The organism is Aeromonas sp. ASNIH2, assembly GCF_002934795.1.
GTDB classification, from domain to species: domain Bacteria; phylum Pseudomonadota; class Gammaproteobacteria; order Enterobacterales; family Aeromonadaceae; genus Aeromonas; species Aeromonas caviae.
In genome coordinates this window covers 4,642,927-4,655,151 of sequence record NZ_CP026406.1, presented here as the reverse complement: position 1 = coordinate 4,655,151, position 12,225 = coordinate 4,642,927, and the positions used below count along the sequence as shown (strand labels likewise).

At 58.3% G+C, this 12,225-nt stretch carries 13 protein-coding genes; 1 reads left to right on the top strand and 12 read right to left on the bottom strand.

Annotated elements, in window-relative coordinates:
- Positions 1-126: 126 nt before the first annotated feature.
- Complete coding sequence (gene rsmF / locus C3F36_RS22100; protein ID WP_104456113.1) at positions 127-1,557, top strand: 16S rRNA (cytosine(1407)-C(5))-methyltransferase RsmF; 1,431 nt, start codon at positions 127-129, stop codon at positions 1,555-1,557.
- Between the two features lie 234 nt (positions 1,558-1,791).
- Here the strand turns inward: rsmF and C3F36_RS22095 are convergent, their stop codons facing one another.
- The 12 genes from C3F36_RS22095 to C3F36_RS22040 all read right to left on the bottom strand — a co-directional run bounded on the left by C3F36_RS22095 (position 1,792) and on the right by C3F36_RS22040 (position 12,223).
- Positions 1,792-2,076, bottom strand: a complete 285-nt coding sequence (locus C3F36_RS22095; protein WP_104455934.1) for a RepB family protein — start codon at positions 2,074-2,076, stop codon at positions 1,792-1,794.
- 163 nt (positions 2,077-2,239) lie between these two features.
- Positions 2,240-3,268, bottom strand: coding sequence for a site-specific integrase (locus tag C3F36_RS22090; protein WP_104455933.1), 1,029 nt, complete (start codon positions 3,266-3,268; stop codon positions 2,240-2,242).
- A gap of 299 nt (positions 3,269-3,567) precedes the next feature.
- Complete coding sequence (locus tag C3F36_RS22085) at positions 3,568-4,347, bottom strand: TatD family hydrolase (RefSeq protein ID WP_042863871.1); 780 nt, start codon at positions 4,345-4,347, stop codon at positions 3,568-3,570.
- 12 nt (positions 4,348-4,359) lie between these two features.
- Positions 4,360-5,307, bottom strand: a complete 948-nt coding sequence (gene holB, locus C3F36_RS22080; RefSeq protein WP_042863870.1) for a DNA polymerase III subunit delta' — start codon at positions 5,305-5,307, stop codon at positions 4,360-4,362.
- Positions 5,292-5,933, bottom strand: a complete 642-nt coding sequence (gene tmk / locus C3F36_RS22075) for a dTMP kinase (RefSeq protein WP_042017643.1) — start codon at positions 5,931-5,933, stop codon at positions 5,292-5,294. Before tmk ends, holB begins: the two co-directional genes overlap by 16 nt.
- The gene (mltG, locus tag C3F36_RS22070) at positions 5,933-6,934 is read right to left on the bottom strand and encodes an endolytic transglycosylase MltG (protein ID WP_029314535.1); all 1,002 of its coding nucleotides are present in this window, start codon (positions 6,932-6,934) and stop codon (positions 5,933-5,935) included. Before mltG ends, tmk begins: the two co-directional genes overlap by 1 nt.
- A complete protein-coding gene (pabC, locus tag C3F36_RS22065; RefSeq protein ID WP_182721850.1) occupies positions 6,924-7,730 on the bottom strand; it encodes an aminodeoxychorismate lyase in 807 nt (268 codons plus the stop codon). The genes mltG and pabC overlap by 11 nt, the downstream gene beginning before the upstream one ends.
- Before the next feature lie 66 nt (positions 7,731-7,796).
- A complete protein-coding gene (fabF, locus tag C3F36_RS22060) occupies positions 7,797-9,038 on the bottom strand; it encodes a beta-ketoacyl-ACP synthase II (RefSeq protein ID WP_010674743.1) in 1,242 nt (413 codons plus the stop codon).
- 81 nt (positions 9,039-9,119) lie between these two features.
- The gene (gene acpP, locus C3F36_RS22055) at positions 9,120-9,356 is read right to left on the bottom strand and encodes an acyl carrier protein (protein WP_005300909.1); all 237 of its coding nucleotides are present in this window, start codon (positions 9,354-9,356) and stop codon (positions 9,120-9,122) included.
- A gap of 157 nt (positions 9,357-9,513) precedes the next feature.
- Positions 9,514-10,248, bottom strand: a complete 735-nt coding sequence (gene fabG / locus C3F36_RS22050) for a 3-oxoacyl-ACP reductase FabG (RefSeq protein ID WP_010674742.1) — start codon at positions 10,246-10,248, stop codon at positions 9,514-9,516.
- A gap of 13 nt (positions 10,249-10,261) precedes the next feature.
- Complete coding sequence (gene fabD, locus C3F36_RS22045) at positions 10,262-11,197, bottom strand: ACP S-malonyltransferase (RefSeq protein ID WP_010674741.1); 936 nt, start codon at positions 11,195-11,197, stop codon at positions 10,262-10,264.
- 66 nt (positions 11,198-11,263) lie between these two features.
- On the bottom strand, positions 11,264-12,223 hold the full coding sequence (locus C3F36_RS22040; protein WP_104455932.1) for a beta-ketoacyl-ACP synthase III: 960 nt from the start codon (positions 12,221-12,223) through the stop codon (positions 11,264-11,266).
- Positions 12,224-12,225 lie beyond the last annotated feature (2 nt).

Genomic DNA, 12,225 nt, shown 5'->3' with positions numbered 1-12,225 from the left:
ATTCCCCTGTTCGTCAAAAACCGGCCTTGTGCCGGTTTTTTTATGGCCTCATGGACTCCCCCATCAAGAAGGGCCGCGCACTGTGGTAAGATGTCGCCCCTCATTTTGGGTCAGCGAGATTGCGCCGTGCACGACAACACCTACCTCCCCGATCACTTCCTTCGTCACATTGCGGAGTTCATGCCATCCCATCTCTCCATGGAGGCATTCGTGGCGAGTTGCCGGCAGCCGCTGCGGCGCAGCATCCGGGTCAACACCCTCAAGATCACGGTATCCGAGTTTGTCGCCCGCATGGCGCCGCTTGGCTGGCAGCTGGATCCCGTGCCCTGGTGTGAAACCGGCTTCTGGCTCACCCGCAGCGATGAGAGCGTTCCCCTTGGCAACACGGCCGAGCATCTGTGCGGCCTCTTCTATATTCAGGAAGCGAGCTCCATGTTGCCGGTGACGGCGCTCTTTGCCAGTGAGCAAACCAGAGGGGATGGCATGTGGCTGGACGCGGCCGCCGCCCCTGGCTCCAAGACTACCCAGATCGCGGCGCTGATGGAAAATCGCGGCATGCTGATCGCCAACGAGTTTTCCAGCAGCAGGCTGAAAGTGCTGAGCGCCAATATCCAGCGCTGCGGTGTGACCAACGTCGGCATGACCCATTTCGATGCCAAGGTCTTTGGCCAATGGCTGCCGGAAACCTTCGACGCCATCCTGCTCGACGCCCCCTGCTCCGGGGAGGGGACAGTGCGAAAAGATGAAGACGCACTGCGCAACTGGAGCCTAGAGAGCATCGAGGAGATCGCCGCGGTGCAGCGTGGCCTGCTGGAGAGCGCTTTTCACGCCCTCAAACCCGGCGGCGTACTGGTCTACTCCACCTGCACCCTGAGCCTGCAAGAGAATCAGGACGTCTGCCAGTCACTGCAAGAGAAGTTCGGCGATGCCTTCAGCTTTGACTCGTTGGCCGATCTCTTTCCGGGGGCGGAGAAAGCCTGTACGCCGGAGGGATACCTGCATGTGTGGCCCCAGATCTTCGACAGTGAGGGCTTTTTCGTCGCCCGGTTGCGCAAGCATCACTCCGTGCCCAACACCATGTTCAAACCGGGCAAGCTCGGCAAGTTCCCCTTCTCGCCGCTGCCAGAGAAAGAGGCCGGCCCCATGTTGCGGGAGATTGAAGGGAATTTTGGCATCGTGCCCCATGGCCAACTGTTTGGCCGCAATGACGAGATCTGGCTCTTCCCTCACGCCTTCGAGCAGGTACAGGGGAAGCTGCGTTTCGATCGCATCGGCATCAAGCTGGCTGAGACCTTCAAGAAGGGATATCGATTGACCCATGAATGGGCTCTGGCTTACGGCCATGAGGCGAGTAAGGGATGCGTCGAGCTGGATGCCGCCAATGCCCGTGAATTCATGATGGGACGAGATCTCTGGCCAGAGCAGGATGCCGGGACTGGGGAAGTGATCGTTCGTTACCAGGGGCACCCGCTCGGCATGGGGAAATGGGTGGGGAGTCGCATCAAGAATGCCCTGCCCCGGGAGCTGGTACGGGACAACAACCTGTTCAATGCGTGAGAGTGGGGTCGCTCGAGCAAAAATAGCGCCTGTTCGAGTCTGAAAAACCCACACTCTGGTTGAACTTTTACCCGGTTCTTGAAATGCCTAGAGCCTTGTCTAAGCTTAAGGCTATCCGCATACCAGTTAGCGCACGGCTCTGCAAGGAGCCAATTCCCCTATGCCAGGTACAAGGAATTCGTACCTGGCTTTTTTTTTCTTCCTTTTTCAACCATGCCGGCACGATACCATCGTCTATTCGAGCATGTCTGCCGACTCGGGGAGATCGCTCTGCTGCGCGTTGGTCGTTTGTTGCAGTTCGTGCTGATAGAGCAGATCGATTGCCTGCTCGATGAGGGATGCCTGACTGTCTTCCAGATGCAGGCCGAGTTCATGCAGTCGCTCGGCGTGACGATTGCTTATCCAGCACTGCAACCGGCTGTGACTCTCCTGCTTGCGCTTCACGTGCTGGCGTTGGCGTTCGGCGTTCTCTTGAGCGGCGCTTTTCTTCAATTCCTGGCTATCGTGACCTTCCGACATGTCTATATCGTGAATGTTATCTCTCATTTTTCGTTGGCATCTTCTACGAAAGTAAATCGGATTACGACTCCCCCACCGTCATGATGTCTGTGGAGGACGGATTGAATATACCATCAGATCAACAGGATAGCATTTAACATAAAAAAAGCAGAGGCGCGGTTTTCTATAACAACCCATCCAGGGCGTGATCCGAGAACTTGTGTGCATCGTCGAAATATTCCTGCAAGGTGCGCATGTCCTTGTGCCTTGTCACCTCGATGATCTTGTTCATCGGCTTGCCCGCCGTCACCGCCGAGGTGATGAACCCCCGCCGCAAACTGTGGCCACTGACGTGGAGATCGTCGATGGCCTGGTCGGTTCGCCGCTTGATCATCAGGTTGATACCTTGCGGCCCCAGGGGGTCTGTCATCAGCTGTCCCCAGCGATTCATTCGACGAAACAGGGGGCCCTCAGCAATTCGGCTTTTTTTCAGCCATTGTTGCAGTGCAGACACTGGGCAATACCGGGTACCTGGAATGAGTGCTATCTCCGATTCATGGAGCTGATGTTTGCTTGGTTTGAGACGAAGGCGTATCCCCTGCCCCACAAACTGCACGTCATCCACCTCGATCCTGGCCGCTTCCGATCGGCGCAAGGCGCCACTGAACATCAGGAGCAACAGGGTGTAATCCCGAAGTCCCGCCAGGTTGCTGGTATCTATCTCGTCCAGCACGCAGGCCAATGGTTTCAGGGTCAGCGCCCCCGTTTTGCGTTTGCGGTTATCACCGAGCCGTACTATGCCCCGCATCATCTCCTTTATCTCCGCATGCTCGGTCGGCATGGGGTGGATCCCCTTCTGCTTGAAGGCATAGCGAATGCCGGCAAGCCGTCTTACCAGGGTGGCCGGTTTACGAGGTTTCCCGTTGCGAAGCTCCCCCTTCCCTTCTTCTTTGTCCAGCCAGACCCAGTTGGCCAGGATGCCGTCGGCCTGATCCGCCAAAAAATTCATGATGTCGTGGTGTGTCGTCTGCAAGGGATCCAGCCCGTGGAGTTGGCACCAGGAGACAAAGATGCGGGTATCTGCCTGATAGGCATTGAGGGTGGAGTCGGCTTTGGCGCTGCGCAGGAAGCGTCTTGCCCGGCTGTTCAGCTGAGGATCGAAGACGCTTTGCAAGGATTGCTGAACTGGGTTTTGAAGGCGTGGGTAGTTCACTTAACTCTATGATTTAAAGCGGAGTTTCGGTGGATCTTACAGGATCATCCAGATCTATCAAGTATCGATAATGAATATTATCGATACTTATGAAGACTGCTTTAACCCATTTCAGCTCCCTCATTGATTCCTCAAGCACTCTGTCATCCCTGCTCCGTTTTATCAGGTGCTGGCGATTTAATCTCGTCAGCACCCACCATACAAAATGAGAGATAACAACTTGGCATGATTGTTTTTGGATGGATCATGATAGTGCAAATTGTCATAGTAAAACGCCCCGCTGTGCGGGGCGTTGTCTGTTATCGCTTTGCCAACTTGAACAACTCGAAGAAATTGTGGCTGGTGGCCTCCGCCAATTCAGCGAGCGGAATCTGGCGAAGATCCGCGATAAATTGGGCAACGTCGCGAACAAAGGCCGGCTCATTCTCCCTCCCCCGGTGCGGAACCGGTGCCAGATAGGGAGAGTCGGTTTCAACCAGCAGTCGCTCCAGGGGCAACGCCTTGACCACGGCCTGCAGGGCTGAGGCGTTCTTGAAAGTGGCTATTCCCGAGATGGAAATATAGAACCCCATGGCCATCGCGGCCTCGGCCATTTCGAGGGACTCGGTGAAGCAGTGCAGCACTCCGCCCACCTGTTCGGCCCCCTCCTCTCGCATGATCCGCAGCGTGTCTTCCTGGGCATCCCGGGTGTGGATGATGAGCGGTTTGTTCAGTGCCCGGGCTACACGAATATGTTCGCGGAAAGAGGCTTGCTGTACATCCTTGTTTTCCGGTGAATAGAAGTAGTCGAGCCCGGTTTCGCCGATGGCCACCACTCTCTCATCGGCCGCCTGAGTCAGCAGCAAGGCAGCATCCACCCCGGGATCCTGATTGAGCGGGTGGACACCGCAGGAGGCAAACACCTGGGGATAGGGAGCGATGGCCTCCATCATGGTCGGGAACTGGGCCTGGGTCACACTCACGCAGAGAAAATATCCCACGCTCTGCTGCGCCGCCTTGGCCAATACATCGGCCATGTCGGTCTGCTTGGAGCCATAACTCAAGCGATCGAGATGGCAATGGGAATCAACGAGTAACATAGACAACCTTGTTTATAACCAGCGATTGAGCCAGTTCATCAAATGGATGGTGGGATTGGAAAGCTGCCCTGGCTGACAAGCCTCTTTCAGCATAACCAGCTGCTGTTCGGCTTCCAGGAGCCGTTCGCTGGAGTGTTTCTCTGCCAGTTGCTGGCTGAGTGATGCAAGATCCGGCATTGCCAGTTGATGATGGCCGCAGCCAGCCTGAAGCTTGAGGGCATCACACAGGAAGAGCTGCAACCAGTGCAGCCGGACCTGAGTATCCTCGGCCAACTGGGCACAGACATTCGCCGCACGGGTGGGGGCCGATGCCAGCGAGACAAATCCGTCGAGCAATGCCCGTCTGGCATCATCTTGCTGTGCTTCGATGTAGCTCAGCACCCGCAGCGGCGCACCCTGGCAGATCCGCACCTGGGCCTGGGTGGCCTGATGGCCCTGCTCGGCGAGCCAGGCAAGGGTCTCCCCCTCAGAGGGGAGCTGGCAGACATGCTTGTGACAACGGCTCAAGATGGTGGGGAGCAGGCGAGATACCCGGGATGCGATGAGCAGCAACAGACTGTCGCCAGCCGGCTCTTCCAGCGTCTTCAGCAAAGCATTGGCGGCAGACTCCGTCATGCGCTCCGCCTCCTGAATGATCACCACCTTGCCGCGACCGAGCTGGGATGTGCTCTGGAGGCGGCTGCAAATCTCCCGGATGGCTTCGACACCTATGGTCTTGCCCTCGGGCCCCAGGGTGCCAAGATCCGGGTGATGCCCCTTCTCAAACAGTTGGCAGGAGTGGCACTGACCGCAAGGCTCACCTCGTTGTGGATGCTGACACAGGTGCAGTCGCGCCAGTCGCTCTGCAAGCTGCTCCTTGCCAAGACCGGGATCGCCTAGCAGCAACCAGGCGTGCCCGAGCCGTCCGGCCCGGGCCGTCTCGCTCAGGGCATGCCAATCCGGGATCAGCCAGGGATACATAGCCCCTCGCTTGCCAGATAATGCTCAAGGGCAGCCTCGATGGCGGCTTTGACTTGCGCCGGGGGCAACCCGGCATCGATGACCTGGATGGAATCATCGGCGGCCGCCAACTCGAGGTAACGCTGGCGGGTACGTTCAAAGAAGCCGATCTGCTCCAGTTCAATCCTGTCCAGCTCGCCGCGATGGCGGGCCCGCTGCAGGCCGATGGCAGGATCGATGTCCAGATAGAGCGTCAGATCCGGCTTGAAATCCCCGAGGACCGCCCGTTTGATGGCGCCGATGAGGTTCGCATCGATGCCGCGGCCACCCCCCTGATAGGCCTGGGAGGAGAGATCGTGGCGATCGCCCACTACCCAGATGCCGTCTGCCAAGGCAGGCTTGATCCGGGTCTCCACCAGTTGTACCCGGGAGGCGTACATCAACAGCAGCTCGGCCTCGACTGTCAGGCGCTCGTCGTGCACTTCCTTGACGATGGCCCGCATGCGTTCCGCCAGCGGCGTGCCGCCCGGCTCCCGGGTGCACTCGATCCGCGCAACTCCGTGGGCTTGCAGATAGTCGGTCACATAGCGCACCGCAGAGCTCTTCCCTGCCCCTTCCAATCCTTCAATCACGATAAATTTAGACATTAGGGTTTCTTCAATATGTATTCACGCACCGCCCGATTGTGTTCATCGAGGGTCTTGGAGAAGTAGTGGGCACCGCCCCCCTTGGCAACGAAGTAGAGATAGTCGGTCGATTTGGGGTTGAGCGCCGCCTCGATGGAGGCCTTGCCCGGCATGGCGATGGGCGTCGGAGGCAGACCGTCGATCACATAGGTGTTGTAGGGGTTCACGTCGGTCAAATCGCTGCGGCGAATGTTGCCATCGTACCTCTCCTTCACCCCGTAGATGACGGTAGGGTCGGTCTGCAACTTCATGCCAAGGCGTAGACGGTTGACGAACACAGAGGCAATCTGGGCTCGTTCATCCGGTTGGCCCGTCTCTTTTTCGATGATGGAGGCCATGATGAGCGCCTCATAGGGTGTCTTGTAGGGCAGATTGGCCTGACGCTTCTCCCAGGAAGCCTCCAGGAACGTTTTCATGTCCTGATAGGCGCGGCGCAGGATGGAAAGATCGCTGGCATGAGTGGTATAGGCGTAGGTTTCCGGCAGGAACCACCCCTCCAGCTTGCCATTTTCGATGCCGAGTTCCTGAGCCAGCTCGGTTTCGCTCTGCTCCAGAGTCAGGCGCTCCAGATAGGGGGCGCTGGAAAGTTGCTTCAGCCAATCCTCAAAACGGGACCCTTCGACAAAGGTCAGGCTGAAGTGAAACTCCTTGCCGGAAGCAAAGAGAGAGAGAGTCTCCTTGAGCGGCGCCCCTTCCTTGATTTCATAGGTGCCGGACTTGATGGCCACCAGTTCGGGATGACCGCGCAACCAGAGGCGCACCGCCCAGGGGCTGGTTTCCCCCTCTCCCAGTTCGGCAATCAGGCGCGCCGCATGGGCGCCTTTTTCGACGGTAAAGAGGCGGGTTGGCCCCTTGTTGGTGAGCGTCTCCACCTGTTGCCACTTGTGATACACGTACCCTCCGGCAACGGCGACAGAGAGTGCCGCCCCCGCGAGCAGGGTGTAAAGCCGATTAAACTTCAATGACCAAGCGCTCCTGTAAACGGCGGATCAATACCGGACTGGGATAGTGCATATCCCCGATGCTGGTGACCGGGACAATCCCCATCAGGGTATTGGTCAGCCAGACCTCTTCCGCCTGCCAGAGTGACTCCAATGGAGCTTCAACGACACGCAGTTCAATGCCCATCTGTTTAAGCATCGTCATCACGCGCTTGCGCATGATGCCATCGATCCCGGCGCGGGTGAGATCCGGTGTGAACACCGTCCTGCCGCGACGCCAAAACAGATTGGCGCTGACCCCTTCTACCAGAAATCCCCGGCTGTTCAAGACTATACCTTCGACCCCGCCGCGCGCAGCAAGTTCGCGCTTCAGCATCACTTGTTCGAGGCGCCCCAGCGTCTTGAGACCGGCGAGCATGGGACTGTCCCCAAGATGCTGCTGGCATACCAAGGCATTGATGCCGGTTTGCTGCCAATCATGATAATGCTCAGGATAAGGTGCCAAAGAGACGATGCGAGTGGGCGTGTCACAGCCTGCGCCGTCATATCCCCGCCCACCGGCGCCCCGGGTCAGCATTATCTTGACGACAGCCTGTGCCTGCCCAGAAGCCAGCTGCGCCGCCTCGTCGGCAAGCAGGTCCCAGGAGTGCTCGCCAAAACCAAGCCGGGCGTTGGCATGTTGCAGCCGGGCCAGATGGTCCTGCCACCAGAGTACCTTCCCTTCCCTCACCAGCATGGTGGTGAAATGACCATCACCGTATGCCAGCCCACGATCCCTGGCTGACAGTGTTTCTGTGGGTATTCCATTAATCAGCAAGGGGATCCCTCCGATAAAAAAGGCCCGATACTGCCGTATCGGGCCTTATCATTCGCCCAGAGCGAATTATACGCGTTTGAAGATCAGGGAGCCATTGGTGCCGCCAAAACCGAAGGAATTGGAGAGGGCATATTCGAAGCTGCCAGCCTTGGCAACATGCGGCACCAGATCCAGGTCGCACTCATCATCCGGCTTGTCCAGGTTGATGGTGGGAGGCACCATCTGGTCACGCAGAGAGAGCACAGTGATGATCGCCTCGATGGCGCCAGCCGCACCCAACAGGTGGCCTGTCATGGACTTGGTGGAACTGACCATCAGGGCGCTGGCATGGTCACCAAACACCTTCTTCATGCCGCGCAGCTCTGCCACATCCCCAAGGGGCGTGGAGGTACCGTGGGCATTGATGTAACCGATCTGCTCGGGTGCGATGCCAGCATCCTTGATGGCGTTCTTCATGGCGCGTGCGCCACCATCGCCGTCCGAGGGAGGGGCCGTCATGTGATAGGCATCCCCGCTCATGCCAAAGCCGACCAGCTCGGCATAGATCTTGGCGCCGCGGGCCTTGGCATGTTCATACTCTTCCAGCACCAACACGCCGGCACCGTCGCCCAGCACGAAACCGTCGCGATCCTTGTCCCAGGGGCGGCTCGCCTTCTGCGGTTCGTCATTACGTGTGGAGAGCGCCTTGGCAGCGGCAAAGCCGCCCATGCCCATGGGGGTGGAGGCTTTCTCGGCACCACCGGCAACCATCACGTCCGCATCGCCATAGGCGATCATCCGGCCAGCCATGCCGATGGCATGGGTACCCGTGGTACAGGCGGTAGTCACGGCGATGTTCGGGCCCTGCATGCCTTTCATGATGGAAAGATGACCGGACACCATATTGATGATGGTGGACGGAACGAAGAAAGGGCTCAGCTTGCGAGGGCCGCCATTGATGAGGCTGCTGTGGTTCTGCTCAATCAGACCCAGACCGCCGATACCGGAGCCGATGGCAACGCCTACCCGCTCCGCGTTCTCTTCGTTGATGATCAGGCCGGAATCTTCCAGGGCCTGAACACCCGCCGCCACGCCATACTGGATGAAGAGATCCATCTTGCGGGCTTCTTTGCGGTTGATGCCGAACTCTTCGGGGTCGAAATCCTTGACCAGGCCTGCGAAACGGGTTGCGAACTCGCTTGCATCAAAGTGGTCGATGAGGGAAATGCCGCTCTGCCCGTTGAGCAGGGCTTGCCAGCTGGATTCGGCAGTGTTGCCTACCGGGGAAAGCATCCCCAAGCCGGTCACCACGACTCTGCGTTTTGACACTGAGGTAGTCTCCGAGAGGTGTTTTGAAAGGGGTAAACATAAAAGAAGCGGCCCTTGGGCCGCTTCTTTCAGAACAGGAACTTATTCCTGATTAGCGGTGATGTAGTCGATAGCCGCTTGAACAGTGGTGATCTTCTCGGCTTCTTCATCAGGAATTTCGGTATCGAATTCTTCTTCCAGCGCCATTACCAGTTCAACGGTATCCAAAGAGTCAGCGCCCAGGTCGTCGACGAAGGAGGCAGCGTTCTTCACGTCTTCTTCTTTAACACCCAGTTGTTCGATGATGATTTTCTTTACGCGTTCTTCGATGTTGCTCATGACCTGAATTTTCCTTTAAAAATACGCTATTGCGTCTGGTTGGGGTAGTGTATTCAATTGACGTGAGTTTGCAAGTGACTTGCCGCTGGTCAAACCACGAAATTCGCCAAACTTCGGCGTATTATCGCAAATTTGAACAGAACTCACGACAAATTGATTACACCATGTACATCCCGCCATTAACATGCAGGGTTTCGCCGGTAATATAGGCGGCATCATCCGATGCCAAGAATACCACAGCGGCAGCAATTTCTTTCGGATCGCCCAAACGGGCAGCAGGCACCTGATTCATGATGCCGGCGCGCTGCTCTTCATTGAGCGCCTTGGTCATGTCGGTCTCGATGAAACCGGGAGCAACCGCATTCACCGTGATGCCACGAGATGCCACTTCACGGGCCAGCGACTTGGTAAAGCCAACCAGACCAGCCTTGGCAGCAGCATAGTTGACCTGACCGGCGTTGCCCATGGTGCCGACCACGGAACCGATGCTGATGATGCGACCGTTACGCTTCTTCATCATGGCACGCAATACCGGCTTACTCAGACGGTACAGGGAGGTGAGATTGGTGTCGATGATCTCGTTCCACTCGTCATCCTTCATCCGCATCAGCAGGTTGTCGCGGGTAATGCCGGCGTTGTTGATCAGGATGTCGATGTCGCCAAAACGCGCCTTGATGGCGGCGAAGACGGTTTCGATAGATTCCTGACTGGTCACGTTCAGTGCCATGCCGCAGCCTTGTTCACCCAGGTAAGCACTGATCGCCTCGGCACCGCTCTCGCTGGTCGCGGTCCCCACGACTTTGGCGCCACGAGCAGCAAACATCTCCGCAATCGCACGACCAATGCCACGGCTGGCGCCAGTGACCAACACAACCTTATCGGTAAAACTCATGACTTGCTCCTGTTTACTTGATCTGGGCCAGTGCCTGCTCGAACGAGGCGGCGTCGTTGGCGTGAATACCTTCCACTCGCGCATCGATACGCTTGGCCAGGCCGGTCAATACCTTGCCCGGGCCCATCTCGATCTCGAGGGTAACACCGTCGTTTGCCATGCGCTCTACCGTTTCAGTCCAGCGAACCGGGCTGAACAGCTGACGCACCAAGGCTTGCTTGATGGCGGCAGGATCCTGCTCACAAGAGACGTCAACATTATTGATGACGGCGATGGCAGGAACCTTGATCTCGATCCCATCCAGGGCGGCGGCCAGCTTTTCTGCGGCCGGTTTCATCAGGGCGCAGTGGGAGGGCACGGAGACCGGCAGCGGCAGGGCACGCTTGGCACCTGACTCTTTCATCAGCACGTTGGCACGCTCGACCGCCTCTTTGTGGCCGGCGATGACCACCTGACCCGGAGAGTTGAAGTTGACCGGAGAAACCACCTGCCCCTGGGCCGCTTTCTCACAGTTGGCAGCGATGCTTTCGTTGTCCAGACCGATGATGGCAGCCATGGCGCCAGTGCCTTCCGGTACGGCTTCCTGCATGGCCAAACCACGCAGCTCGACCAGCTTGACGGCATCGGCAAACGCCAGCGCGCCGCTGCACACCAGGGCGGAGTATTCCCCCAGGCTGTGGCCGGCCATCACGGCAGGGGTTACCCCGCCTTGTTGTTGCCACAGGCGCCACAGCGCGACGGAGGCGGTCAACAGCGCTGGCTGGGTACGCCAGGTTTTGTTGAGATCCTCGGCCGGGCCTGCCATCACCAGGGCAAACAGGTCATAGCCCAGCACCTGGCTCGCCTCGGCGAAGGTCTCTTTAATCACTGCGTGTTGCTCGGCCAGCTCGGCCAGCATGCCGACGCTCTGGGAGCCTTGTCCCGGGAAGGCAATGGCAAATCGGGTCATCATTGATTCCTTTAAGGTAAGACGAATTCGGTAAGCGGGCGCCCGAGGACCGGGCACCGCTCGGTATCAGAGGCGAACCAGCGCAGAGCCCCAGGCAAAACCGCCGCCGAAGGCTTCCAGCAGGACCAGCTGGCCGGGTTTGATGCGACCATCGCGCACCCCTTCATCGAAGGCGATGGGCACGGAGGCCGCGGAGGTATTGCCATGACGATCCAGGGTCAGGATCACCTTGTCGAGCCCCATGCCGAGTTTCTTGGCGGTGGCATTGATGATGCGGAAGTTGGCTTGATGGGGCACCAGCCAGTCCAGCTCGCTCGGCTCGACGTTGGCCGCAGCCAGGGTTTCGGTCACGATCTCGCTAAGGCGTGTCACCGCCACCTTGAAGACATCGTTGCCCTTCATGTACATGTAGGCTTCGAGCTCAGCACCCGGCATGCCGCGACGGGGCTGCGGCAGTTTGAGCAGCTCGCCATAACGGCCATCGGCATGCAGATGGGTGGAGAGGATCCCAGGAATGTCGCTGGCACCGATGACCACGGCCCCTGCCCCATCCCCGAACAGGATGATGGTGCCGCGATCCTCGGGATCGCACATGCGTGACAGCACGTCCGCACCGACAACCAGCACGTGGCGAGCAGCGCCGGATTTGACGAACTGATCGGCGATGGCGAGAGCATATGTAAAGCCGGCACAGGCGGCGGCTACGTCAAACGCCGGGATCCCCGGTACGTCAAGCAGCCCCTGCAGTTCACAGGCAGCAGCTGGGAAGGCATTCTCTGCGCTGGTAGTGGCCAGCACTATCATGTCCAGATCGGCGGCAGTCAGACCTGCCGCATCAAGCGCACGCAAGGCCGCCTGATGAGAAAGGGTCGCGACGGTTTCGTCGGCTCCGGCGATACGGCGTTCACGGATCCCGGTGCGTTCCACGATCCATTCGTCACTGGTTTCAACCATCTGTTCAAGATCGGCGTTGGTACGAACCGAACTCGGCAGATAACTACCAGTACCCAGAATTTTGCTATGCATAG